Raw genomic sequence first — 23,690 nt, 5'->3', positions numbered from 1 at the left:
CTCCCTAGTAGACGACCACTGCCCGGATGCTTTCGCCCCGGTGCATGAGGTCAAACCCCTTGTTGATCTCGTCAAGGCTGAGGACGTGCGTGATCATGGGATCGATCGCGATCTTGCCGTCCATGTACCAGTCGACGATCTTGGGCACGTCGGTGCGCCCCTTGGCGCCGCCGAACGCCGTGCCGCGCCAATTGCGGCCGGTGACCAGCTGGAAGGGCCTGGTGGCGATCTCCTTGCCGGCTTCGGCCACGCCGATGATGATGCTCGTCCCCCAGCCGCGGTGGCAGCATTCGAGCGCCTGACGCATGACATCGGTGTTGCCGGTGCAGTCGAAGCTGTAGTCCGCACCGCCGTCGGTCAGCTGCTGCACTTCCCAGATGATCTCGTTGCCAGTTTTGCCACGAGCATCGATGAAGTCCGTCATACCGAATTGCCGGCCCCAATCCTCCCGGGTAGGATTAATGTCGACGCCGATGATCTTGTTCGCGCCCGCAAGCCTGGCGCCCTGCACGACGTTGAGGCCGATCCCGCCTAGCCCGAACACCACCACATTGTCGCCGACCTGGACCTTGGCGGTATTCACCACCGCGCCGACGCCCGTCGTCACGCCGCAGCCGATGTAGCAACTCGTCTGGAACGGGGCGTCCTCGCGGATCTTGGCCACCGCGATCTCGGGCAGCACGGTGAAGTTCGAAAAGGTCGAGCAGCCCATGTAATGGAAGATCGGCTCGCCCTTGTGGCTGAAGCGGGTGGTCCCGTCGGGCATCAGCCCCTTGCCCTGCGTCGCGCGGATCGCGGTGCAAAGGTTGGTCTTGCCGGAAAGGCACGACTTACACTGGCGGCATTCGGGGGTGTAGAGCGGGATCACGTGGTCACCGGGCTTCACCGACGTGACCCCGGCGCCGACCTCACGAACAATTCCGGCGCCTTCGTGGCCGAGCACCGATGGGAAGATGCCTTCGCTGTCCAAACCGTCCAGCGTGTAAGCGTCGGTGTGGCAGATGCCGGTTGCCATGATCTCGACCAGCACCTCGCCCGGCTTGGGTCCGTCAAGATCGAGCTCGACAATCTCGAGCGGCTGCTTGGGGGCAAAAGCGACGGCGGCGCGGGTCTTCATCAAACAGGTCTCGCGAAAGGATGGTTTCGGCGGCCAAGTGCCACAGCCGCCCGCCCTTGGCAAAGCCGTGCTCGTTAGCGACAGGTCGTTGCAAAACGGCGACAATAAGTTCTTGCGCGAGATCAATCCGCCCCTAAGCTGCGGCGCTTCAACGATTTTTCTGGTTCGGCGCTGCGGGGTGCCGGGGCGGGGGAGAGCCGAACTGATCACCTCTCGACGCGCTTCGGCGCGCCTTGGCCTGCTTCTTCTGATCGGTTTGCCGACGGGCGTCGCCGCGCAGACGACGCCCTCGGTCGTCGAAGAGGTGAAAACCGTCACCCTGGACGAAAATCGCGCCGCCTTTCTGATCCGCTTCTCACCCGCCGAGCCGCAGACCGCGCCGCTCAACAACAATCCGACCCGGCCCGAGCTGCTGCTCCGCTCGACCCTTCGTGCGCCGCGCGTGCCGGCGCAGAGCAATTATCGCGGGCTGGTTCGCGCCACCAGATTCGAGACGACCGACAGCGGCCTCCTGTGGCGCTTCGATACCGCCGCTCCGGCGCAGGTCAGCGTGCAGCCCGCCGGCGACCGCACGTTGCAAGTGATCGTGCAGCGGCTGTCCGGCGACGAGGCGATCGGCGCGCGGCCGATCGGGTCGGGCGGCGAAGCGGTGGCGCCGGCCAGCGCCCTGCCCGCTTATGTCGAGCCCGGCCTCGATGGCGACAGCTACGAACTGGTGCCGCTTAAATATGCGGACGTCAGCGAGGTCATCGGCCTGTTGGTCGAAGGCGAGACGATCCAGCCCAACAACGTCTTCATCCGCCGCGAGCCAGGGTTCGGGTCGATCGCGACGGCATCGTCGAATCAATATCAATATCAGCAGCAGCAGAACCAGCAGCCGCAGAACCAGCAGCCGCTCGGGCAAAGTTTTCCCGGCCGCGGCCTTGCCATCGACCGCCGGCTCAATGCGATCTGGATCACCGGCACGCCCGAGCGGATCGCGCGGGTAAAGGCACAGATCAATGCGATCGACGTGCCGGTCGACAGCGTGATCCTCGAAACCCAGTTCGTCGAGCTGACCGAACAGGGGGTGCGCAATCTCGGCCTCGATCTCGCCAATCGCGACGGGCAGATTGCGGTTGGGCAGATCACGCTTGGCGCCAACACCGCGTTCGGCAACGATCCGCTGACCCCGTTCAAATCGGGCGTGCTGCAGGCCGCCATCTATGCGCAGGTCCAGCGGGGCGAAGGTCGCATCGTGTCACGCCCGCGGATCGCCGCGCAATCGGGCTCGACCGCCAAGATCATCACCGGCGACGCGCTGCCGATCCTGACCAGCATCACCCTGTCCGGCGTCAACGGGGTCAGCCAGCAGGTGCAGTACGTCAACGTTGGCGTGACGCTGCAGATCGCCCCGCGCGTATCGACCGACGGCTTCGTCACCAGCCAGATCTACGGCGTGGTGTCGTCGGTCACCGGGTACAGCCAGGGCTATCCGACGATCAGCCAGCGCGAAGCGGAAACCAGTGCCAGTGTCCGCGACGGCGAGACCTTTGTCATCGGCGGGCTGACCCAGGAGAATAATCTCAAGACCAAGGGCCGGCTTCCGATCCTTGGCGACATTCCGATCGTCGGCACCGTGTTCCGCAACGAACGCAGCACGCGGGCCAAGACCGAACTCTATATCGTGATCACGCCGCGGATCGTCCGCCATCGCCGCAACGAAGTGCCGGTGCCGCCGGCGCCTTCCCCGGCGGTGCCCGGCCTGGCTGGGAGCGTGCCCGGCTAGGAGCTGCCACCCGCCTCCCTGCTCGGTAAATCCGCGGCCGGACCACCGGCGCGAGCGCTTGTCCTCACCTCCAAAATGGTGAGTTAACCCGTTGATTTTGCGCGATTTTTATTCTTTACAGACGATGAATAGCGCGTCACTTTCCTGTCACTTTCCGAGGCCGATGGGGGCATTCGGAACGCGTAAAGGGGATTGTATGCGAACCATTCTGATGACCTCGGCTGCTGCTCTGGCTGTTGTTCTGGTTGCGGCACCGGCGGCGGCGCAAAATCGCGGCGAAAAGATCGCCGGCAGCTACATCTGTGTCCTTAAGGAGCGCGAGCTCAGCCGCGGCCAGGAAAAGCAGGAAGCCGAAAAGGCCGCGCGCGACGTGGGCGGCAAGGTCAAGCATGTCTATTCGGCAGCGCTCAAGGGCTTTGCCATCGAAGAAGGCGCGCCGGGCAATTCCGGCAAGCTTAAGCAGAACAATCCCAAGATCGAATATTGCGAGGAAGACCAGGTGGTCACCGCCGGTCCCGTGCAGGTGCAAGGTCGTCCGGAAGTCGGCATCATGGCCGAAGAAACCCCGTGGGGTATCGCCCGCGTTGGTGGCGGCGCGCCGTATAGCGGTTCCGGCACGGCCTGGGTGATCGACACCGGTATTGCTCCGCACGCCGACCTCAACTTCGACACCAGCCGCTCGCGCAGCTTCATTCGTGACAGCTCGCCGATCGACCAGAACGGCCACGGCACCCACGTCGCCGGCACCATCGCAGCGCGCGCTAACGGCAGCGGCGTGGTCGGCGTCGCCGCCGGCGCTCCGGTGGTCGCGGTTCGCGTGCTCGACCGCCGCGGTTCCGGCAGTAACTCGGGCGTGATCGCCGGTGTCGATTACGTGGCGCAGAACGGCCGTCCGGGCGACGTCGCCAACATGAGCCTTGGTGGCGGCGTGTCCGACGCGCTCGATCAGGCAGTGGTGCGGGCTGCAGCCGGCGGTGTCCGCTTCGCGCTTGCCGCGGGCAACGAGTCCGACAACGCCAACAACCATTCGCCGGCGCGTGCCAATGGCAACAACGTCTACACCGTGTCGGCCTTCGCGGTCGGCGACAAATGGGCGAGCTTCTCGAACTTCGGCAACCCGCCGATCGATTATGCGGAGCCGGGCGTCAGCATCAAGTCGACGTGGCTGAACGGTGGCTACAACACCATCAGCGGCACCAGCATGGCGACGCCGCACCTCGCCGGCCTGCTGCTGTCGGGCGCGGTTCGCGCTGGCGGCTCCGTCGCGGGCGATCCCGCCGCGCCGGCCGACGTCATCGGCGTCAAGTAAGCTTCGGCTTCAAGACAGGGGAAGGGTGGCTCGGGCGACCGGGCCGCCCTTTTCTTTGTGCCGGGCGCGGCTAGGGTGCGGCCCCATGACCTTTGCATCGGGCAAGCATGCCCTCATCACTGGCGGCGGAACCGGCCTCGGCGCCGGCGCCGCCCACGCCCTTGCCGCAGCTGGCGCCAACGTCTCGCTCCTCGGCCGCCGCCGCGAGCCGCTGGAAGCCGTCGCGGCCGAGACAGGCGGGCGGGCGATTCCGTGCGACGTCACCGATCCTGAAGCGCAGGCCCGCGCCTTTGCCGAGGCGCGCGAGGCGTTCGGGCCGCTTGACTACGTCATCCTCAACGCCGGCGTCGGCGACAGCCGGCCGTTCCTGCGCACCAAGCGCGAAAGCTGGAATGCGATCATCGCAACCAATCTCACCGCCTTGTTCGACGGTGCGCAGCTTGCAATCCCCGATCTTCAGGAGCAAAGCAAAAGACTGGTGATCGTCGCCTCGGTCGCGGGGCTGAAGGGCGGCGCGATGGCCGCGCCTTATGTTGCGTCCAAGCATGGCGCGGTGGGCCTCGCCAAGAGCCTCGCGCTGGAATTTGCCCGCACCGGTCTTACCGTCAACGCCATCTGCCCGAGCTTTGTCGATACGCCGATGGTCGACGACAGCGCCGCGCGGATTGCCGGCGCCACCGGCAAGAGCGTCGAGGAAGCGCGCGCACTCCTTGCCCGCACCAACGGCAATGGGCGGCTGATCACCGTCGATGAGGTCACCCACGCAATCATGCAGCTGCTCCACCCGCAGGCGAGCGGCGTGAATGGCGCATGCGTGACGATCGACGGCGGGACGAGCGCCTGAGTCCTTATTCGAACTCGACGATGACCTGATCCACCGCGACGCTCTCGCCCGCTCCGACCGGAGTGGCCTTCACCGTCGCGCTCTTCTCGGCGCGGAGGATGTTTTCCATCTTCATCGCCTCCATCACCGCGATCGCCTGTCCGGCCTCGACCTTGTCGCCGACCGCGACGTGGAGACGGGTAACGAGTCCCGGCATCGGCGCCAGCAGGAAACGCGACAGGTCCGGCGGGACCTTTTCGATCATGTGCCGGGCAAGCTCGGCCACACGCGGGGTCATCACGGTTACCCGGTGGCTGCCGCCGCGGGTCGTCATCTTGAGCGAACGGCCCTGCTTCTCGACCAGCACGATGCGGCTACGGTGCCCGATGCGGGCGCGGAGCAGCCGTTGGCCAGGCGTGTAATCGGCCTCGAACGCGAGCGGCTCGCCCCCGTCCACCACCACCTTGTCGAGGGTGAAGCGGACATGATGCTCCGCCCCGCCGTCCAACCGCACCACATGCTCGCGCGCGGCGGGCGACGGGCTTCCAAGCTGCTGGTCGATCAGCAGCGCGCGGCTTTCGTGCACCGTGCCGATGAAGGCCGCGAGTGCGCTGAGGTCGGCGGTCAGCGTGTCGTCCAGCGGCGCGCCGGTGAAGCCCTCGGGATATTCCTCGGCGATGAAGCCGGTGGTGATCTCGCCCGAACGAAAGCGCGGGTGCTGCATCAGCGCCGAGAGGAAATCGACGTTGTGGCTGATCCCGCCAATGTCGAAGCCGTCCAGCGCTTCGACCTGCGCGTCGATCGCGCTTTCACGCGTCGGGCCCCAGGTCACCAGCTTCGCAATCATCGGATCGTAGAACATCGACACTTCGCCGCCCTGGCGGACACCGTCGTCGACGCGGACCCGCGCCTCGCCATTCTTGCCGGCCTTGGGCGGCGCGTAGCGGACTAGGCGCCCAGTGCTCGGCAGGAAACCGCGATAGGGGTCTTCGGCATAGACGCGCGTCTCGACGCTCCAGCCGTTCAGCTGCACTTCGTGCTGGGTGAACGCCAACGGCTCGCCGGCCGCCACGCGGATCATCTGTTCGACGAGGTCGAGGCCGGTGATTTCCTCCGTCACCGGATGCTCGACCTGCAGCCGGGTGTTCATTTCGAGGAAGTAGAAGCTCTCCCCCGTCGTGTCGGCGCCCGAGACGATCAGCTCGACCGTGCCGGCGCTATGATAGCCGACCGCGCGGGCCAGCGCGACGCACTGCTCGCCCATTGCGCGGCGCATCTCGGGGGTCACGAAGGGCGACGGCGCTTCCTCCACCACCTTCTGGTGGCGGCGCTGGATGCTGCATTCGCGTTCGTTCAGGTAGACGATGTTGCCATGCTTGTCGCCGAGCAGCTGGATCTCGATGTGGCGCGGGCTCTCGATGAACTTTTCGATGAACACGCGGTCGTCACCGAAGCTGGCGAGGCCTTCGCGCTTGGTCGCTTCGAAGCCATCGCGCACATCCTGCTCGTTCCAGGCGAGGCGCATCCCCTTGCCGCCGCCGCCGGCCGAGGCCTTCATCATCACCGGGAAGCCGATGTCGGCCGCGATTGTCACCGCTTCGTCGGTGGTCGCGATGTCGCCGAGGTAGCCGGGAACGACATTCACACCCGCGTCGCGCGCGAGCTTCTTGGATTCGATCTTGTCGCCCATCGCTGCGATGGCATTGGCCGGCGGGCCGATGAAGGCGATGCCGGCCGCTTCCAGCGCTTCGACAAAGCTCGCCCGCTCGGACAGGAAGCCGTAGCCGGGGTGCACGGCTTCGGCACCGGTCGCCTTGCACGCCTCGATAATCAGGTCGGCCTTGAGGTAGCTCTCACCCGCCGGCGGCGGCCCGAGGCGGACGGCTTCGTCAGCCAGTTCGACATGCGGGGCGCGCGCGTCGGCGTCGGAATAAACGGCGACCGTCTTGATGCCCATCCGGCGCGCGGTGCGGATCACGCGGCAGGCGATTTCGCCGCGATTGGCGATCAGGATCTTGGAGAACATTGAACCTCGAATCCGAACTCCGGAGGAGCTGCTTGTGCGGGTGGCAGGAGGAATTGCAAAGCCTGCGCTTCGACCTGCTGGTAGATGGTGGCGTGGGTCTGGTCGGGTCGCGGAGCAACGCACAGCTCGCTGCCGGCGGTGCGGGCGGCGGCGGTAACGCGGTTCGCGGCAGCCGGCGTTTCGAGCTGTTCCTTGGCCAGCGCGACATAAAGCCGCTTGCCACGCTGCGCGGTGCCGATGGCGGCGGTGCGGCGGCTCAGCGCTTCCTTGTCCCACCACAGGCTGGGGTCGATGGCGGCATAGCCGTCGAACAGGGCCGGCTCGGCCATGTACGTTTCGACGATGAACAGCCCGGCGAGGGATTCGCCGATGACCACGCCCTTGCCGCTGGTGCGATACTCGCGCTCGACCAGCGGCTTCACCTCATCGCGGAGAAAGGCGCGGAAGGCGGCGGAGGAACCGGCGGTTGGGTATTTCTTGAGCAGCTCGGGATCGCTCGTCTTGCCGACCAGTTCGCGGCGGCGGTCCTTGGTCTCGATCCCGACCAGGATCGCCTCGCCCATTCGCCCCCAGATCGATCCAAGCTGCACCACCCCGGCGACGTGCAGTAGGTCCTGATCGACCCCGCCATCGATGAGGTAGATGACCGGATAACGCTTGGCGGTCGCCTTGGCGTAGCCGGCGGGCAGCACGACATTTATCGCGCGCTGCTCGCCAAGGGCCTTGGAAGCGACGGTACGGCTGGTCCCGATGGTGATCGGTGTTCCGGCGCTCGCCTGCGGAGCAGGAGCGGCGGCCGCAAGGGCTGCAGCGAGGAGAAAACCGTTGAACATCGACCTGGTGCCTAGCGCCGCGCGCCAGCCTTGAGAAGCGCCGCGCTCAGCGCAGATTGTGGACGAACCCCATCACGAACGACGTCACCGCGGCCGAGAAGAGCATGACGTTGATCAGCACCATTCCATAAGCCATCTTCACCGACGTCTTCTCGACCCGGCCGAGGATTTGCGTACCCGCAGCGACGGCCATGAACATCAGGCTGAGGAAGGCGACCAGGCTCATGATTCCGACGGGCACCAGCAGGCCGATGTCGGGCTTTGCACCGACCGCCTGGGCAAGGCCGAGCATGCCGCCGACCGCCACCAGCGCAAGGCCGCTCAGATGCTTGCAGAAGTCGTAGGTGGCGAGCAGCGACTGCGCCTTGGTCCCGATGTCGGCCTCAGCCGCCTTGAGTTCGACGTCCTTCATTCGTCCCCCTGTTCGTCTGCTTACAGGCTCCTCAGCCAGATCATGACGAAACCGCCTGCGCCCATGCCGAGCAAGAGCATGGCGATCATCAGATTGATGCGAGGAGACAGGCCGCGCGTCTTCTTGCCCACGGCGATGCCGGCGATGCTAGCGGCGGCCGACAGCGCAGACACGCCCGCCAGTCCGATCGAGCCCGCGACAAAGCCCACGATCACCGGCTTGGCGAGCGAGGGATCGATCTTCTCGGTCAGCCCCAGCACGCCGCCCAGCGCGACGAGGGACAGGGTCGTCAGGAACTTGGCGAAATCATAATGGAGCGACGCGCCCTCGCCCTGCTTGATCTCTTCGTCCTCGATCATTCGGCCCCCTCGTTCGGCTTCTTCCTTCGAAAGATGTACCGAAGAGAGCCAAGCCAGGTGATCGCAGTCGCAGCAGCGATGATCAAGGCGTCCCGCCGCTTGTCCTGGATGCATTGCTCAAGGGCGGGACCCTCTACTAGGCAGTCGGACACGGCATTCGCCGCAAAGAAAAACAGACCGCAGCCAAGAACAAGGACGCTTACGAGAATTGCAACGAGCAGCCTCACTCGGCCGCTTCGTCAATCGGCGGTTTGTTATGGCCGAGCAGGCGGAGCACCTCGTCGGCCGCGTCGGCAAGGTTGGTGCCGGGGCCGAAGATCGCCTGCACCCCCGCGGCGCGAAGCGCGGCATAATCCTGCGCCGGGATGACCCCGCCCGCGACAACCTTGATGTCAGGGCGGTCCATGTCCTTGAGGTGGCCGATCAGCTCGGGGATCAGGGTCTTGTGCCCGGCCGCGAGGCTGGAAGCGCCGACCACGTCGACGTCGGCGATTACCGCCAGCTCGGCGGCTTCGCGCGGCGTCTGGAAAAGGGGGCCGGCGACGATCTCGAAGCCGAGGTCCCCGAACGCCGAGCTGACGAGATTGGCGCCGCGGTCGTGCCCGTCCTGGCCCATCTTGGCGACCAGCATCCGCGGTTTGCGGCCGAGCCGCTGGCTGACCGCGACGGTGCCCTGCTTGGCTTCTTCCCAGCGCAGGTCGGCGCGCTGGCCGTAGATGCCGCTGACCGGCTCCGGCTTGGTGGCGTAGCGGCCGAAGGCGCGTTCCAGCGCGTCGGAGATTTCGCCCAGCGTCGCGCGGACCCGGGCGGCTTCGACGCTGAGGGCAAGGAGGTTGGCATCGGTGCGCGCGCCCTCTTCCAGCGCCTGGAGCGCAGCCTGCACCGCGGCTTCGTCACGCGTGGCGCGAATGCGTGCGAGCCGCTCGATCTGGCCGGAGCGAACCTTGGCGTTGTCCACCTCAAGGATGTCGAGCTCGGCCTCCTCCGGCAGGCGGTAGCGGTTAACCCCAACGATCACCGTCTCGCCGGTGTCGACCTTGGCCTGGCGCTCGGCAGCGGCTTCCTCGATGCGGCGCTTGGGCAGGCCGGCGGTGACCGCCTTGGTCATGCCGCCGAGCGCTTCCACTTCCTGGATCAGCGCCCAGGCCTTGTCCTCCAGCTCGCGGGTCAGCGCCTCGACATACCAGCTGCCGCCGAGTGGATCGGCGACTGCGGTGACGCCGCTCTCCTCGGCCAGGATCAGCTGGGTGTTGCGGGCGATGCGGGCCGAGAAGTCGGTCGGCAGCGCGATCGCCTCGTCGAAGCTGTTGGTGTGGAGCGATTGCGTGCCGCCGAGCACCGCCGCTAGGGCCTCGATCGTGGTGCGGACGATGTTGTTGTAGGGGTCCTGCTCGGTGAGGCTGACGCCGCTGGTCTGGCAGTGGGTGCGGAGCAGCTTCGACTTTTCGGTCTTGGCGCCGAGATCGGTCATGATCCGGCCCCACAAGGTCCGCGCGGCGCGCATCTTGGCGACCTCCATGAAGAGGTTCATGCCGATGCCCCAGAAGAAGCTCAGCCGCGGCGCAAAGGCGTCGATGTCGAGCCCGCTGGCGACCGCCGCGCGGACATATTCCATCCCGTCCGCCAGCGTAAAGGCCATCTCCTGCACCGCCGTCGCCCCGGCCTCGTGCATGTGGTAGCCGGAGATGGAGATGCTGTTGAACTTGGGCATCTCGCGGCTGGTGAAGGCGATGATGTCGCTGACGATGCGCATCGAGGGTTCGGGCGGATAGATGTAGGTGTTGCGGACCGCGAACTCTTTCAGGATGTCGTTCTGGATGGTGCCGGTCAGCGCCTTGCGCTCGACGCCCTGCTCTTCGCCCGCGACGATGTAGAAGGCGAGCACCGGCAGCACTGCGCCGTTCATGGTCATGCTGACCGACATCTCGCCCAGCGGGATGCCGTCGAACAGCAGCTTCATGTCCTCGACGCTGTCGATCGCGACACCCGCCTTTCCGACGTCGCCGGTGACGCGCGGATGGTCGCTGTCGTAGCCGCGGTGGGTGGCGAGATCGAAAGCGACGCTCAGCCCCTTCTGCCCGGCCGCGAGGTTGCGGCGGTAGAAGGCGTTGCTCTCCTCCGCCGTCGAGAAACCGGCATATTGGCGGATGGTCCACGGCCGGCCAGCGTACATCGTCGCGTAGGGGCCGCGGGTGTAGGGCGCGACACCGGGGAAGCCGGGATCGATCGCGGCCGCATCGTCGGGGCCGTAGACGGTCTTGAGGGTGATGCCTTCGGGCGTGGTGCGGCTGAGGTCGGCGCCGCGGGATTCCTTGGCAGCGAGGGTCTTCCAGGCGTCGTGTTGATCGGTGGACATAGGGCCGTGCCCTAAACCCAAGCGGCTCGCGCGCAAACCCTTCGGCTTAGCGCCCGCTGCGGAAGCCGAGACCGAGCAGCAGGTCGGCGGCAATGAAGAACAGCAGCACGAACATCGCGCCGTTGATGAGAACGAGGCCCCAGAAGCGTGCCTCGCCCGCTTCCGAGCGCTTCAGGCGCATGCGGTAGAGCGGCACTTCGCCCGAGCGCAGCGCGACCGCAATCCGCCGCAGGATCAGCAGCGCCAGCACGGCGCACAGCGCGCCGATCAGCAGTTCTTCGCCGCGCCCGCCCATCAGTGCGCCTGCTTCGGGCTTTCCATGATCTCGGTCAGGATGCCGCCGCTATCCTTGGGATGCAGGAAGAAGATGGGCGTGCCATGCGCGCCGATGCGGGTCGGCCCGAGGATGCGTGCACCGACCCCTTCGAAGTGGGCGCGGGCCTGTTCGATGTCATCGACTTCGAAGCAGACATGGTGCTGCCCGCCCTGCGGGTTCTTCTCGATGAACCTGGCAACCGGACTGTCTGACCCGAGCGGCTCGATCAGCTCGATCTGGCTGTTGGGCGCATCGACGAAGCAGACGCGAACGCCCTGCGCGGGGAGGTCGAACGGCGGCGAGGAGGGCTCGGTTCCGAACAGGGTGCGATAGGTCACGAGGCTTTGCTCGATCGACGGGGTGGCGACCCCGACATGATTCAGACGTCCGAGTTTCATTCTGTGTCCTTCTTCGAAGGCGTCGCGAGCAGCAGTCGTGTGGCGATAACCACCCTGATCGTACCGAAGATTGCCATTGCCAGCTCAAGAGTGACCCCGATCCAGTAACCCGCAGGGTTCGTTGTCACTGCGGACGGACCAGAACGGCCTTGCACCTCTCCATCGCGAAGATCACCCGCTAGCAAGATCAAGAATAGTATTGTGAAGGGTATGAAGACCAGCAACTGGATCGCTGCTGTCCGGCGCTTCCGCTCTTCCTCAGGCCTCACAGCGGAATGTTGTCGTGCTTCTTCCACGGGTTCTCAAGCTGCTTGTCGCGAAGTTTGCGGAGGCCCAGCGCGACCTTCCGCCGTGTTTCCTGCGGCTGGATGACGTCGTCGATGAAGCCCATGCTGGCCGCCACGAAGGGGTTGGCGAAGCGGTCTTCATATTCCTTGGTGCGGGCGGCGATCTTGTCGGCGTCATCCTTCTCGGAACGGAAGATGATCTCCACCGCGCCCTTGGCGCCCATCACCGCGATCTCGGCGGTCGGCCAGGCGTAGTTGAGGTCACCGCGCAGGTGCTTGGACGCCATGACGTCATAAGCGCCGCCATAAGCCTTGCGGGTGATGACGGTGATCTTGGGCACGGTCGCCTCGGCATAGGCGAACAGCAGCTTCGCGCCATGCTTGATGATGCCGTTATGCTCCTGCCCGACGCCGGGTAGGAAGCCCGGCACGTCGACGAAGGTCAGCAGCGGGATGTCGAACGCGTCGCAGAAGCGGACAAAGCGAGCGGCCTTCTTGGACGAATTGATGTCGAGCACGCCGGCCAGCACCATCGGCTGGTTGGCGACCACGCCGACGGTGCGGCCTTCGATGCGGCAGAAGCCGATGATGATGTTGGCGGCGTGGGCGGGCTGAAGCTCGAAGAAGTCGCCTTCGTCGGCGACCTTCCGGATCAGCTCGTGCATGTCGTAGGGCTGGTTGGCGCTGGGTGGGATCAAGGTGTCGAGGCTCGGCTCGGCCCGGTCCCATGGGTGCTCGCTCGGCCGTTCGGGCACCGCCACGCGGTTCGATAGCGGGAGAAAATCGAAGAATTCCCGCGCCGCCAGCAGCGCGTCGATGTCGTTCTCCAGCGCGAGGTCGGCAACCGACGATTTGGTGGTGTGGGTGACCGCGCCGCCCAGTTCCTCCTGCGTCACCACCTCGTTGGTGACGGTCTTCACCACCTCCGGGCCGGTGACGAACATGTACGAGCTGTCCTTCACCATGAAGATGAAGTCGGTCATCGCCGGCGAGTAAACCGCGCCGCCCGCGCATGGGCCCATGATGAGGCTGAGCTGGGGGACCACGCCCGACGCCAGCACGTTGCGCTGGAACACCTCTGCATAGCCGGCCAGGCTGGCGACGCCTTCCTGGATGCGTGCGCCGCCCGAATCGTTGAGGCCGATCACCGGCGCCCCGACCTTCATCGCAGCGTCCATGACCTTGCAGATCTTCTGCGCGTGGCGCTCCGACAGCGAGCCGCCGAACACGGTGAAATCCTGCGCGAAGACATAGACCAGCCGGCCGTTGATAGTGCCGCTGCCGGTCACCACCCCGTCGCCGGGGATACGCTGGTTCGCCATGCCGAACTCGGTCGCGTTATGTTCGACAAAGGCATCGACCTCCTCGAAGCTGCCCTCGTCCAGCAGGACGTCGAGGCGTTCGCGGGCGGTCAGGCGACCCTTGGCATGCTGGGCGTCGATGCGTTTCTGGCCACCCCCCATGTGGGCGGCAGTGCGGCGGCGGTCGAGTTCGGCGATGGTGCTGCTCATGGGTGAGGCTCTTCGGACAGGGCGCGTGCGGCGTCAACGTAGCGCAGGATTTGCTCTAACCTTTGTTAGACGTCCGGAACCAATCCCCAGTGCTAGAGGTTGGATGCCTTGGTGCGGTGCGGTAGTTCCGTTCTGCGCTGCAGCATTACCGGACCGACGGCTCGCTTTCCACGGCGGAACCTGACTCGGTCCATTTTTGTTCTGTTGGAATTCTTCATCTCTTTTGAGAGGTTTACTTCGCATGTTCGACAAAGTCGGCGTACATAGCTCTGGCTCTTCCCAGCTTCCGGCTTCTCCGAACAAACCAACCACGCTTATTTGCTTTTCGCATTTGCGGTGGGACTTTGTGTTCCAGCGGCCGCAGCACCTGATGAGCCGCTTCGCCAAGGCGATGCCGGTGGTGATCTGGGAAGAGCCGGTTCCGGCTGCGAACGGCGATGGCCCGTCGCTTGATGTTCGCCCCGCAAAGGGCATGGACAATGTGACCCTGATCACCCCGCGCATCCCCGAAGGTCTCGAGGTTGATGCCGAACGCACGGTGCTGAAAGGCCTGCTCGATCAATATGTGTCGAGCACCACGGGTCGCCTGATCCGCTGGTATTACACCCCGATGATGCTTCCCTTCTCGCGGCATCTGGACGCGGTAGCGACCGTCTATGACTGCATGGACGAACTCTCGGCCTTCCGCTTCGCGCCGACCGAGCTGCTCGATCTCGAGCGCGAGCTGCTGGAAGCGGCGGACATCGTCTTCACCGGTGGCTACTCGCTCTACGAGGCGAAGAAGAAGCGGCATGGCAACGTGCATCCCTTCCCCTCGTCGGTCGATCGCGCTCACTTCGGCAAGGCCCGCGCGGGAATCGCCGATCCTGCCGACCAAGCCGGCATCGCCCGCCCGCGCCTCGGCTTCTACGGCGTGATCGACGAGCGGCTTGACCTCGAACTGCTCGACAAGGTCGCCGAGCTGCGTCCCGACTGGCAGCTGGTGATGGTCGGCCCGGTGGTGAAGATCAGCGAAGACGACCTGCCGCGCCGCCCGAACATCCATTACCTCGGCGGCAAGAGCTACGACGAGCTGCCGACCTATCTCGGCAACTGGGACGTCGCGATGATGCCGTTCGCCATCAACGAGGCGACCCGCTTCATCTCGCCGACCAAGACTCCTGAATATCTCGCCGCGGGCAAGCCGGTGGTCTCGACGCCGATCAAGGACGTGAAGCGTCACTACGAGAAGCTGTCGGGCGTGATGATCGCCGGCACGGCGGAGCAGTTCGTCGAAGCGGGCGACCGCGCGCTTGGCCTGACCCGCGGCGAAGGCGGCGACTGGCTGGCCGAAGTCGATCTCGCCCTCTCCGACATGAGCTGGGACACGACCCAGGCGCGCATGGCCGCGCTGCTCGGCGAAGTGACCGAGCAGGGCCAGAAGATCGAGCGTCCGGCGTTCGGCCAGGGTCATCACACGCACACCCGGAACAAGAAGTATGATTACCTGATCGTCGGCTGCGGCTTCGCCGGTTCGGTCCTGGCCGAGCGGCTGGCGAGCCAGCATGGCGCGCGGGTGCTGATGATCGACAAGCGCGATCACGTCGCCGGCAATGCCTATGACGAATATGACAAGAACGGCATCCTGTATCACAAGTACGGGCCGCACATCTTTCACGCCAACAGCGACGAGATCGTCAGCTACCTGTCGCAATTCACCCAGTGGCGGCCGTACGAGCACCGCGTGCTCGCCCATGTCCGCGATCAGCTGGTGCCGATCCCGATCAACCGCACCACGCTGAACAAGCTGTTCGACGCCGGGCTCAAAACCGACGAGGAGGCCGCGGCCTTCCTGGCGGCACGGGCCGAGCCGGTCGCGGACATCAAGACGTCGGAAGACGTGGTCATCAACGCGGTCGGGCGCGAGCTCTACGAGCTTTTCTTCCGCGGCTACACCCGCAAGCAATGGGGCCTCGATCCGTCGGAGCTCGACAAGCAGGTGACCAGCCGCATCCCGACGCGGACCAACACCGACGACCGCTATTTCACCGACACGCACCAGATCATGCCGCTTCACGGCTACACCAAGATGTTCGAGAAGATGCTCGACCATCCGTTGATCGACAAGCAGCTCGGCACCGACTTCCGCGATGTCCGCAACGACATCGATGCGGCGCACATCATCTACACCGGGCCGATTGACGAATATTTCGACTGGCGCTTCGGCAAGCTGCCCTACCGCTCGCTGCGGTTCGTCCACTCGACGATCGACAAGGAGCAGTTCCAGCCGGTGGCGGTGGTCAATTATCCCGACACCGAGACGCCCTACACCCGCATCTCCGAATACAAGCACATGACGGGTCAGGAGCATCCCAAGACCACCATCACGCTCGAATATCCGAGCGCGGAAGGTGATCCCTATTACCCGATCCCGCGGCCGGAGAATCAGCTCCTCTTCAAGAAGTATGAGGCGCTGGCGGATGCGACGCCGGGCGTGACCTTCGTCGGGCGGCTCGCGACCTACCGTTATTACAACATGGACCAGATCGTCGGCCAGGCGCTGGCGACATTCCGCCGGATGGACGAGGTTCGTTCGCGCGGCGGTGCGAGCAGCCGGGAACTGCGGCTCGCCATCTAAGGTCCAAAGACAACCTGCATTGAGGTTTCCGGCACACAGCCGGGAACCTCTTTGCCGTTTCGACGTTTGGCCGCTTCCGCGGGCAGGTTTTCGCACTACATAGCTATTTATGCCCGACCTGAAGCGCCTTCGCGCCGTCACTGTCCCGGCGGCCGCGAATGAAGCGGGCCGCTTCTACCGCAATCCCGTCCTTGATCGCGACTTTCCCGACCCTGCGGCGCTGCTCGGCGATGACGGCTTTTACTACGCCTATGCGACGCAAAGCCGGGAGGCGGATGGCTGGATCAACATCCAGGTCGCCCGCTCCGCCGATCTGATTGAATGGGAGCATCTCGGCGAGGCGCTACCGGTCAAGCCGGATTGGGCCAGCCACACGCAGGATTTCTGGGCGCCTTACGTGCTCCGCCACGGCGGACGCTACGTGATGTTCTATTCGGCAAAGCCCGACCAATATGAAGGTGAGCCCGGGCACAGCCTGGCCATTGCCCTTGCCGACCGGCCCGAAGGCCCGTTCACCGACATCGGTCAGCCGTTCCTCGATGGCGAAGGGTTCGAGGTGATCGATCCCATAGTGTTTCGCGATCCTGCCAGCGGCCGCGCCTATCTTTACTGGGGCTCCGGTTTCCAGCCGATCAAGGTGCAGGAATTGAGCGAGGACCTGCTGTCCTTCGCGCCGGGAACGACGCCAACCGACATCATCTGGCCCAACCCGGTCGAAGGCGCCTTCCCCCGCCTCGTCGAAGCAGCGTGGGTGATCGCGCACGAGGGCGCTTATTACCTGTTCTATTCGGGCGACAATTGCTGCGGGCCGCAGGCGGAATATGGCGTGATGGTCGCGCGGGCGACGAACCCGCTGGGGCCGTTCGAGACGCTGGAGCAGGCGCGCGGCGTCAAGCACAGCCTGATGCTGACCCGCAACGCCAAGTGGCTGGCGCCGGGGCACAACGGTATCATCACCGACTCCGCGGGCGTGCACTGGATCCTTTATCATGCCGTCGACATCCACCGCCCGCGCCAGCGGCAGGAAGATGAGATCAACAGCCGCCGCGTGCTGCTGATCGACCGCATCGATTGGGAGGACGGCTGGCCGGTGGTCCGTACGCCTTCGACCGGCGAGCAGCCCGCCCCTTCGCTCTAGGCGGGTTCGAGCACCCGCTCGCTCGGCTGCTTGCTCCAGGCGCGGAAGCGCTCCTGCTGTTCGCGAAGCTCGGCCAGGAGCCGCGTATCGACATGGCGCTTGCCGTCGGCGGTCACCGTCGACAGCAATCCGGCTTCGGCATGACGGCTGTTGTCCCAGCCCGGATAAGCGGTGATCGGGAACCAGCAGATGCCGTGAAGCGCGACACCTTGGCTCATGGCCGCGCGCGCTTCGGCGCAGACGTAATGTAGCCACGCCGCGCGCCCGCAGCCTTCGGCCCCGGTCTCGGACAGGAACAAGGGCTTGCCGTAGCGCTCCGCCACTTCGACCAGCATGGTGCCGAGCGAGCGATATTCATGGTGCCCCATCGGGATCGTCGGCCCGTCGAGATACCATTGATTGTGCGGGTAATAGTTGAGCCCGATGAGGTCCGCGAAGGACGGGTCACCGCCAAGCTCAGGCCGGGCGCGGCCGGTGAGCCAATCATAAGCCTCGAACTGCCCGCGCCGCTCACGCTCAGCGGCCTCGACCGATTTGCGGCGGTGATCGCGCGGTGCGATGTGGACCAGGGGTTCCGCCCACACCAGCAAGGCGTCGGGATAAGCGGAGCGGATCGCCGCCGCGGCTGAGATGGCGGTGCGTGCCAGCTGTTCCTTGAACCAGCCCTTCCGCTCGGCGCCTGGCGGACGGGGGAAGTAACCGACCTCGACGGCCCAGGCCATGAAGCTGATCTCGTTGACGAGGCACAGCCGCGGGCGGCCGCCGACCACCTGCTGCTGGTGCTCGACCGCGGCGAGCGCGAAGTCGGTGAAGCGCTGCGGGAAGTCGGCTGCGCCCTGATCGACGTGATCGGGCGAGCCATAATGGAAGAGGTCCCAGATGACCTCCATGCCAATGTCCGCGGCCGCTTCCAGCGCCGGAGTCCAGCTCGACCAGTCATAGCGGCCGGGCGTTTTCTCGATCAGGTGCCAGCGCACCCCATCGCGGATGGTGCGCAGGCCAAGCTCGTGCAGCTGGCGATAGTCGCCGGCGACGTGCCGATCGTGACCGGTCGCACGCAAGAGATCGAGGCGCACCCCGTCCCGGCGGCGGTGCGAGGAGCATTCAAACCCGCCTTGGAAGAAGCTGGCAAAGGTCGTTTCGGGTCCGTCCATCACGCCTCACAACACATGGGGGCGCGATTGGAGCCATGCGGATGGCTCAGCCCCCGATTGGACCTTCCCGCCGCCTCGTGCTTTGTCGAGGGGAGCAAAGGGAGGATCCGCTTGCCGCCGACCAGCCACTGGCCCCAGCGCCTTTATCTTGTCCGTCACGGCCAGAGCCAGGGCAACGTCGCGCGCGACCGATCGGAAGCGGAAGGGCTGGCGACCATCGGGATCGACATGCGCGATGTCGATGTGCCCTTGTCCGACCTCGGCCATCAACAGGCGGATGCCGCGGGCCGCTGGTTCGCCGCCTTGCCGGATCATGAAAAGCCAGAGGTCATCCTTTCATCGCCCTACCTTCGCGCCCGCCAGACCGCACGGGCGATCTGCGAGGCGGGAGGGCTTGCCGGAGGACGCGCCCGCACCGTCATCGACGAGCGGCTTCGCGAGCGCGAATTTGGAGTGTTCGACGGCCTAACCGCGCTCGGCATTCGCCAGAACTATCCGGAGGAAGCCGCGCACCGCGCGCGGCTCGGCAAATTCTATCATCGGCCTCCCGGCGGGGAGAGCTGGGCCGACGTGATCCTGCGCCTGCGTTCGGCGATGAACTCGATCAACCTGCATTACAGCGGACGGCGGGTGCTGATCGTCTGCCATCAGGTCGTGGTGCTGTGCATGCGCTATGTGCTGGAGGAGCTGGAAGAGGCCGACATCCTCGCGATCGACAAGGCGGCCGATATCCTGAACTGCGGAATCTGCGCATTCGACTTCGAGGTGCAGGAACTCGATTGCGCGCCCAAGCTCGCCTTGTGGAACCATGCCGCGCCGCTCGAGGAGCAAGGCGCTCCGGTCACTGCCGCGCCGGACCAGATGGTGGGAAGCCGGTGAGCAGCCCGGTCGAGGTGACGCTCGACACACTCAAGCAGCATCCGCTGCCGCCCATCGCCAGCGGCGACAAGGATGACCGGGGCTCGATCCTGATCATCGCCGGGAGCCGCGAAGTGGCTGGCGCCGCGCTGCTGACCGCGATGAGCGCCATGCGCGCTGGCGCCGGGCGGCTGCAGATCGTGACCGTCGAAAGCGCGGCCGCGTGCCTCTCCATCTCCATGCCGGAAGCGATGGTGACAGGCCTGGCGGAAGGCCGCGACGGCGGATTCGCCCCCTCGACGGTCAAGGCGCTGGCCGAGCGCGCCGAAGCTGCCGACGTGGTGGTCGCGGGCCCGGGGATGCGCGGCAACAAGTCCACTGAGGCGCTCGCCGCCGCCTTGGTCCGCCGCGACAAGCCACTGGTTCTCGACGCCGCCCTGCTCCGCGCGCTCCCGGCGCGGCGCGACGAGGTCAACGCCTCGGGGTGCCCGACCATCCTTCTCCCCCACGCCGGTGAAATGGCCAGCCTGCTCGGTTGCGAGGAAGAGGAGGTCGAAGCCGACCCGGCCGCCGCCGGCCGCCGCTGCGCCACCTGCTATGACAGCATCACTCTGGTGAAGGGTGTCGCCAGCCACATCGTCACGCCCGATGACCGGGTCTTTCGCTACAAGGGCGGCGGACCCGGCCTTGGCATTTCAGGGTCGGGTGACACGCTGGCGGGGATCGTCGGCGGTCTGCTCGCGCGCGGCGCCGATCCGCTCACCGCCTTGCTGTGGGGCGTGTGGTGTCACGGCGAGGCCGGGCGCCGGCTCGGCGAGAAGGTCGGCCTGCTTGGCTATCTCGCACGGGAAATCCCGGACGAGGTGCCCGGCATCCTGCGCGACGGCGGAATGCTTCAGCTGACGCCGTAATCGTCGAGTTCGTCGCCGACCAGCCGCACCACGTGCAGCACGTTAGTCGAGCCGGCGGTGCCGAACGGCACCCCGGCCATGATGATCACCCGCTGCCCGCCGGTCGCGAGCTTGTGGCGGAGCGCCATGCGCTTGGCCTTGCCGACCATCTCCTCGAAGCTCGCGACGTCGCGGGTGTGGACGGCGTGGACGCCCCAGACGAGGCCCATGCGCCGGGCGACCTGCCGGCTGGCGGTCATCACCAGCAACGGCACCGGACCGCGCTCACGGGCGATGCGGCGGGCGATGGCGCCGGTCGAGGTGTAGCAGACCATCGCCGCAACCTTGACGGTGTTGGCGATATTGCCCGCGCTTTCGGCCAGCGCGTCCGCGGTGTTGGGCTCCGCCGGCGTGGCGGTGAAATGCACCCGCTCGGCATATTTCGGATCGGCTTCGACCGAGCGGCCGATCCGATCCATCATGAACACGGCTTCGGTCGGAAACTGGCCGGCGGCGCTTTCGGCCGACAGCATGATCGCGTCGGCGCCGTCGTAGATCGCATTGGCGACGTCGCTGACTTCGGCCCGGGTCGGGGTCGGCGAGGTGATCATGCTTTCCAGCATCTGCGTCGCCACCACGACTGGCTTGCCGAGTTCGCGGGCGCGGGCGACGATCATCTTCTGCAAGGGCGGAACGGCCTCGGCCGGGAGCTCCACGCCGAGGTCACCGCGCGCAACCATTACCGCGTCGGCAAGCGCCAAGATGCCTTCCAGCCGCTCGATCGCCGCCGGCTTCTCGATCTTGACCATCAGCGCCGCCTTGTCGCCGATCAGCGCGCGCGCTTCCTCGACGTCCTCGGGCCGCTGGACGAAGCTCAAGGCGATGTAATCGGCCCCCTGCGCCAGCGCGAACTGAAGGTCGTCGCGGTCTTTTTCCGTCAGAGCGGGGATCGGCACCAGCACGTCGGGCACGTTGACGCCCTTGTTGTTGCTGACCTTGCCGCCGACTTCGACGATGGTCTCGATCCGGGTCGCGGTCACCGCCGCGACGCGCAGGCGGATCTTGCCGTCGTCGATCAGCAGCTGGTCGCCTTCGCGCACCGCTTCGAACAATTCGGGATGCGGCAGCTCGACTCGTTCAGCCGAGCCTGGCGCCGCGTCGGCGTCGAGTATGAAGCGGGCGCCGGTTTCCAGCATCGCGGTTCCTTCCGCGAACTGCCCAACGCGAAGTTTGGGCCCCTGCAGATCAAACAGGATGCAGCTCGGCCGCTTATGCTCGACCTCCAACGCGCGGATGGTTTCCACTAGCTTGGCCTTCGACGCCTGATCGCCGTGGCTCATGTTGATGCGAAAGGCGTCCGCCCCGCAGGCCATCAGCTTGGCGATCATCTCCCGGCTGCTCGACGCCGGCCCGAGTGTGGCGAGAATCCTGACCTTGCGCTCGCGCGGTCCAACCGACATCGCCACTCTCACTCCTGCTCGTTCCTGCTGTTGCCGCCGAGCCATAGCGGGCACGCCAGCTTGTTCAACCGCTTGGCGACCCCGTTCTGCTCGCTTAAGGGCGCCGGCGCATACCTATTCACCGGGGAGAGGGAATCATGGCCGACGACGATGTCGCCGCTGATCAACTGCGGCTTCTGATCGAGCGCATCGAGCGCCTGGAAGAAGAAAAGAAGGGCGTCGCGGACGATATCAAGGATGTCTACGGCGAAGCCAAGGCGACCGGCTTCGACACCAAGACCATGCGTCAGGTGGTGCGCCTGCGGAAGATGGAGAAGCACGCCCGCGACGAAGCGGACGCACTACTCGAAACCTATCGCAATGCGCTCGGGCTGCATTAAGATCGGCTTCTGACAGGGGGAACCGACACCATGATCATCACTACTACGTCGTCGCTCGATGGGCGACCGGTCCGCGACTATCTCGGGCTGGTCGGGGGCGAGGTCATCGTCGGCGCCAACGTCATCAAGGACGTCTTCGCGTCGGTTACCGACTTCCTAGGGGGCCGGTCGGGCGCTTACGAATCGTCGATCCAGGAAGCCCGCGCGCAGGCGATGGCCGAGATGGAATCGTCCGCCCGCCGCCTCGGCGCTGACGCCATCCTCGCGGTCGACTTCGATTATGAGGTGATCGGCAAATCGGGCTCGATGCTGATGGTCTGCGCCTGCGGCACGGCGGTGAAGCTCTAGGCTCCAGGCGCCCGCGATTGAGCCGGCGGGGCAAGCTGGCTAGAGGCGGGCCCAAGCACACCACAGCGGGACACTCATGGCCGGCCATTCCAAATTCAAGAACATCATGCATCGCAAGGGCGCGCAGGACAAAAAGCGCTCGGGCATGTTCTCCAAGCTCAGCCGCGAAATCACCGTCGCGGCGAAGATGGGCTTGCCCGATCCCGACATGAACCCGCGCCTGCGCGCTGCGGTCAATGCCGCCAAGGCGCAGTCGATGCCCAAGGACAATATCCAGCGCGCGATCGACAAGGCGAGCAAGGGCGACGCGGAGAATTACGAGGAAGTCCGCTACGAGGGCTACGGCCCGAACGGCGTGGCGATCATCGTCGAAGCGCTGACCGACAATCGCAACCGCACCGCAACCAACGTCCGCACCGCGTTCAGCAAGAATGGCGGCAACCTTGGCGCCAGCGGCAGCGTTGCCCACGGCTTCGAGCGGCTTGGGCTGATCGAATATCCGGCAAGCGCGGGCGATGAAGACAAGGTCATGGAAGCCGCCATCGAAGCCGGTGCCGATGATGTCCAGAGCGACGAGGACGGCCACCAGATCTGGACCCAGCAGGACGGCATGCACGACGTCGCCAAGGCGCTGGAAGCCGCGCTGGGCGAAGCGAGCGCGGTCAAGCTGGCGTGGAAGCCGACCCTTATGACCGAGGTGTCGGGCGATGCGGTCGCCAGCCTGATGAAGCTGGTCGACGCGCTTGAGGACGACGACGACGTCCAGACCGTGTGGGGCAATTACGACATCTCGGACGACGAGCTGGCGAAGCTCGGCTGAGCGCCGGCGCGGTGATCATCCTCGGCCTCGATCCCTCGCTGTCGTCCTGCGGGTGGGGGATCGTCCGGGCCGAGGGCAATCGCCTGGCGCATGTCGCCAATGGGCAGATCAAGACCAAGCCCAGCCTCTCTCTCGCGACGCGGCTGGCCGAGCTGGCCGGCGCGCTCGAAGCGATCGTTGCCGAGCATCGGCCGGCCGCCGCCGCCGCCGAGGAAGTGTTCGTCAACAAGAACCCGGCCTCGACCCTCAAGCTCGCACAGGCACGAGGGGTGGCGCTGATGTGCGCGGCGCGGGGCGGCTTGGAGATCGGGGAATATGCCCCTTCCGTGGTCAAGAAAGCGGTGGTCGGGACCGGCGGCGCGTCGAAGGATCAGGTCCACGCCATGGTCGCGATGCTGCTGCCGGGCGCCAGGATCGCCGGGGAGGATGCGGCGGACGCGCTGGCGGTCGCAATCACCCACGCCCACCACCTCGCCAGCGCGCGGCGCGGCGTGCGCTAGGCGCTCAAGC

The 23,690-nt window shown here is 65.8% G+C and carries 22 protein-coding genes; 11 read left to right on the top strand and 11 right to left on the bottom strand.

Annotated features, from left to right (window positions below):
* Window positions 1–4: 4 nt before the first annotated feature.
* Window positions 5–1,117, bottom strand: coding sequence for an S-(hydroxymethyl)glutathione dehydrogenase/class III alcohol dehydrogenase (locus tag ACP69Z_RS05085; RefSeq protein WP_426266447.1), 1,113 nt, complete (start codon window positions 1,115–1,117; stop codon window positions 5–7).
* A 304-nt stretch (window positions 1,118–1,421) separates the two neighbouring features.
* On the opposite strand from ACP69Z_RS05085, the gene ACP69Z_RS05080 reads away from it, so the two are divergent.
* From ACP69Z_RS05080 to ACP69Z_RS05070, 3 genes are all read left to right on the top strand, one after another.
* Window positions 1,422–2,885 (top strand): type II secretion system protein GspD, encoded by a 1,464-nt coding sequence (locus ACP69Z_RS05080; protein ID WP_426266446.1) that lies wholly within the window; start codon window positions 1,422–1,424, stop codon window positions 2,883–2,885.
* A 196-nt stretch (window positions 2,886–3,081) separates the two neighbouring features.
* Complete coding sequence (locus ACP69Z_RS05075; RefSeq protein WP_426266445.1) at window positions 3,082–4,194, top strand: S8 family serine peptidase; 1,113 nt, start codon at window positions 3,082–3,084, stop codon at window positions 4,192–4,194.
* An 85-nt stretch (window positions 4,195–4,279) separates the two neighbouring features.
* Entirely contained in the window at window positions 4,280–5,038 is a 759-nt protein-coding gene (locus ACP69Z_RS05070) for an SDR family NAD(P)-dependent oxidoreductase (RefSeq protein ID WP_426266444.1), read from the top strand.
* A 4-nt stretch (window positions 5,039–5,042) separates the two neighbouring features.
* On the opposite strand, the gene ACP69Z_RS05065 is transcribed toward ACP69Z_RS05070, so the two are convergent.
* The 8 genes from ACP69Z_RS05065 to ACP69Z_RS05030 all read right to left on the bottom strand — a co-directional run bounded on the left by ACP69Z_RS05065 (window position 5,043) and on the right by ACP69Z_RS05030 (window position 13,515).
* Window positions 5,043–7,043 carry a biotin carboxylase N-terminal domain-containing protein gene (locus ACP69Z_RS05065; protein WP_426266443.1) on the bottom strand — a complete coding sequence of 667 codons (2,001 nt, stop codon included), beginning with the start codon at window positions 7,041–7,043 and terminating at the stop codon, window positions 5,043–5,045.
* Complete coding sequence (locus ACP69Z_RS05060; protein ID WP_426266442.1) at window positions 7,025–7,876, bottom strand: alpha/beta hydrolase; 852 nt, start codon at window positions 7,874–7,876, stop codon at window positions 7,025–7,027. Before ACP69Z_RS05060 ends, ACP69Z_RS05065 begins: the two co-directional genes overlap by 19 nt.
* Window positions 7,877–7,922: 46 nt before the next feature.
* The gene (locus ACP69Z_RS05055) at window positions 7,923–8,288 is read right to left on the bottom strand and encodes a hypothetical protein (RefSeq protein ID WP_426266441.1); all 366 of its coding nucleotides are present in this window, start codon (window positions 8,286–8,288) and stop codon (window positions 7,923–7,925) included.
* 20 nt (window positions 8,289–8,308) lie between these two features.
* Window positions 8,309–8,647, bottom strand: a complete 339-nt coding sequence (locus ACP69Z_RS05050) for a hypothetical protein (RefSeq protein ID WP_426266440.1) — start codon at window positions 8,645–8,647, stop codon at window positions 8,309–8,311.
* Window positions 8,648–8,870: 223 nt separating this feature from the next.
* Window positions 8,871–11,003, bottom strand: coding sequence for a methylmalonyl-CoA mutase (gene scpA / locus ACP69Z_RS05045; protein ID WP_426266439.1), 2,133 nt, complete (start codon window positions 11,001–11,003; stop codon window positions 8,871–8,873).
* Window positions 11,004–11,049: 46 nt separating this feature from the next.
* Entirely contained in the window at window positions 11,050–11,298 is a 249-nt protein-coding gene (locus tag ACP69Z_RS05040; protein ID WP_426266438.1) for a hypothetical protein, read from the bottom strand.
* Complete coding sequence (gene mce, locus ACP69Z_RS05035; protein WP_426266437.1) at window positions 11,298–11,717, bottom strand: methylmalonyl-CoA epimerase; 420 nt, start codon at window positions 11,715–11,717, stop codon at window positions 11,298–11,300. The genes ACP69Z_RS05040 and mce overlap by 1 nt, the downstream gene beginning before the upstream one ends.
* Window positions 11,718–11,982: 265 nt before the next feature.
* On the bottom strand, window positions 11,983–13,515 hold the full coding sequence (locus ACP69Z_RS05030; RefSeq protein WP_426266436.1) for an acyl-CoA carboxylase subunit beta: 1,533 nt from the start codon (window positions 13,513–13,515) through the stop codon (window positions 11,983–11,985).
* A gap of 370 nt (window positions 13,516–13,885) precedes the next feature.
* Here ACP69Z_RS05030 and glf point away from each other — a divergent pair, with 370 nt between their 5' ends.
* Together glf and ACP69Z_RS05020 are read left to right on the top strand one after the other, a co-directional pair.
* Window positions 13,886–16,132 carry a UDP-galactopyranose mutase gene (glf, locus tag ACP69Z_RS05025; RefSeq protein ID WP_426266435.1) on the top strand — a complete coding sequence of 749 codons (2,247 nt, stop codon included), beginning with the start codon at window positions 13,886–13,888 and terminating at the stop codon, window positions 16,130–16,132.
* A 109-nt stretch (window positions 16,133–16,241) separates the two neighbouring features.
* Window positions 16,242–17,270, top strand: a complete 1,029-nt coding sequence (locus ACP69Z_RS05020; protein WP_426266434.1) for a glycoside hydrolase family 43 protein — start codon at window positions 16,242–16,244, stop codon at window positions 17,268–17,270.
* On the opposite strand, the gene ACP69Z_RS05015 is transcribed toward ACP69Z_RS05020, so the two are convergent.
* On the bottom strand, window positions 17,267–18,424 hold the full coding sequence (locus ACP69Z_RS05015) for a hypothetical protein (protein WP_426266433.1): 1,158 nt from the start codon (window positions 18,422–18,424) through the stop codon (window positions 17,267–17,269). The genes ACP69Z_RS05020 and ACP69Z_RS05015 overlap by 4 nt on opposite strands.
* Window positions 18,425–18,535: 111 nt before the next feature.
* Between ACP69Z_RS05015 and ACP69Z_RS05010 the strand changes: the two genes are divergently transcribed.
* A complete protein-coding gene (locus ACP69Z_RS05010) occupies window positions 18,536–19,303 on the top strand; it encodes a histidine phosphatase family protein (RefSeq protein WP_426266432.1) in 768 nt (255 codons plus the stop codon).
* Window positions 19,300–20,193, top strand: coding sequence for an NAD(P)H-hydrate dehydratase (locus ACP69Z_RS05005; RefSeq protein WP_426266431.1), 894 nt, complete (start codon window positions 19,300–19,302; stop codon window positions 20,191–20,193). The genes ACP69Z_RS05010 and ACP69Z_RS05005 overlap by 4 nt, the downstream gene beginning before the upstream one ends.
* Here the strand turns inward: ACP69Z_RS05005 and pyk are convergent.
* Window positions 20,178–21,632, bottom strand: a complete 1,455-nt coding sequence (gene pyk / locus ACP69Z_RS05000) for a pyruvate kinase (RefSeq protein WP_426268050.1) — start codon at window positions 21,630–21,632, stop codon at window positions 20,178–20,180. The two genes, ACP69Z_RS05005 and pyk, sit on opposite strands and share 16 nt — an antisense overlap.
* Window positions 21,633–21,769: 137 nt before the next feature.
* On the opposite strand from pyk, the gene ACP69Z_RS04995 reads away from it, so the two are divergent.
* The 4 genes from ACP69Z_RS04995 (at window position 21,770) to ruvC (ending at window position 23,680) form a co-directional block, all read left to right on the top strand.
* Entirely contained in the window at window positions 21,770–22,012 is a 243-nt protein-coding gene (locus tag ACP69Z_RS04995; protein WP_426266430.1) for a DUF2312 domain-containing protein, read from the top strand.
* A 30-nt stretch (window positions 22,013–22,042) separates the two neighbouring features.
* Complete coding sequence (locus tag ACP69Z_RS04990) at window positions 22,043–22,360, top strand: YbjQ family protein (protein ID WP_426266429.1); 318 nt, start codon at window positions 22,043–22,045, stop codon at window positions 22,358–22,360.
* A gap of 76 nt (window positions 22,361–22,436) precedes the next feature.
* Window positions 22,437–23,180, top strand: coding sequence for a YebC/PmpR family DNA-binding transcriptional regulator (locus ACP69Z_RS04985; protein ID WP_426266428.1), 744 nt, complete (start codon window positions 22,437–22,439; stop codon window positions 23,178–23,180).
* Between the two features lie 11 nt (window positions 23,181–23,191).
* Window positions 23,192–23,680, top strand: coding sequence for a crossover junction endodeoxyribonuclease RuvC (ruvC, locus tag ACP69Z_RS04980; RefSeq protein ID WP_426266427.1), 489 nt, complete (start codon window positions 23,192–23,194; stop codon window positions 23,678–23,680).
* Window positions 23,681–23,690: the final 10 nt, after the last annotated feature.

Source organism: Sphingomonas sp. LHG3443-2 (assembly GCF_049896405.1).
Lineage (GTDB): Bacteria > Pseudomonadota > Alphaproteobacteria > Sphingomonadales > Sphingomonadaceae > Sphingomicrobium.
Note: the sequence above shows the minus strand (reverse complement) of the source record. Positions and strands in the feature narration are given on the sequence as shown.

Coding starts and splice junctions, on each gene's coding strand:
- ACP69Z_RS05020 (WP_426266434.1), top strand. CDS start 16,242: ATGCCCGACCTGAAGCGCCTTCGCGCCGTCACTGTCCCGGCGGCCGCG.
- ACP69Z_RS05070 (WP_426266444.1), top strand. CDS start 4,280: ATGACCTTTGCATCGGGCAAGCATGCCCTCATCACTGGCGGCGGAACC.
- ACP69Z_RS05075 (WP_426266445.1), top strand. CDS start 3,082: ATGCGAACCATTCTGATGACCTCGGCTGCTGCTCTGGCTGTTGTTCTG.
- ACP69Z_RS05085 (WP_426266447.1), bottom strand. CDS start 1,117: ATGAAGACCCGCGCCGCCGTCGCTTTTGCCCCCAAGCAGCCGCTCGAG.
- scpA (WP_426266439.1), bottom strand. CDS start 11,003: ATGTCCACCGATCAACACGACGCCTGGAAGACCCTCGCTGCCAAGGAA.
- ACP69Z_RS05055 (WP_426266441.1), bottom strand. CDS start 8,288: ATGAAGGACGTCGAACTCAAGGCGGCTGAGGCCGACATCGGGACCAAG.
- ACP69Z_RS05065 (WP_426266443.1), bottom strand. CDS start 7,043: ATGTTCTCCAAGATCCTGATCGCCAATCGCGGCGAAATCGCCTGCCGC.
- ACP69Z_RS05050 (WP_426266440.1), bottom strand. CDS start 8,647: ATGATCGAGGACGAAGAGATCAAGCAGGGCGAGGGCGCGTCGCTCCAT.
- pyk (WP_426268050.1), bottom strand. CDS start 21,632: ATGTCGGTTGGACCGCGCGAGCGCAAGGTCAGGATTCTCGCCACACTC.
- mce (WP_426266437.1), bottom strand. CDS start 11,717: ATGAAACTCGGACGTCTGAATCATGTCGGGGTCGCCACCCCGTCGATC.
- glf (WP_426266435.1), top strand. CDS start 13,886: ATGAGCCGCTTCGCCAAGGCGATGCCGGTGGTGATCTGGGAAGAGCCG.
- ACP69Z_RS04990 (WP_426266429.1), top strand. CDS start 22,043: ATGATCATCACTACTACGTCGTCGCTCGATGGGCGACCGGTCCGCGAC.
- ACP69Z_RS05030 (WP_426266436.1), bottom strand. CDS start 13,515: ATGAGCAGCACCATCGCCGAACTCGACCGCCGCCGCACTGCCGCCCAC.
- ACP69Z_RS04985 (WP_426266428.1), top strand. CDS start 22,437: ATGGCCGGCCATTCCAAATTCAAGAACATCATGCATCGCAAGGGCGCG.
- ACP69Z_RS05015 (WP_426266433.1), bottom strand. CDS start 18,424: ATGGACGGACCCGAAACGACCTTTGCCAGCTTCTTCCAAGGCGGGTTT.
- ACP69Z_RS04995 (WP_426266430.1), top strand. CDS start 21,770: ATGGCCGACGACGATGTCGCCGCTGATCAACTGCGGCTTCTGATCGAG.
- ACP69Z_RS05060 (WP_426266442.1), bottom strand. CDS start 7,876: ATGTTCAACGGTTTTCTCCTCGCTGCAGCCCTTGCGGCCGCCGCTCCT.
- ACP69Z_RS05040 (WP_426266438.1), bottom strand. CDS start 11,298: ATGGGCGGGCGCGGCGAAGAACTGCTGATCGGCGCGCTGTGCGCCGTG.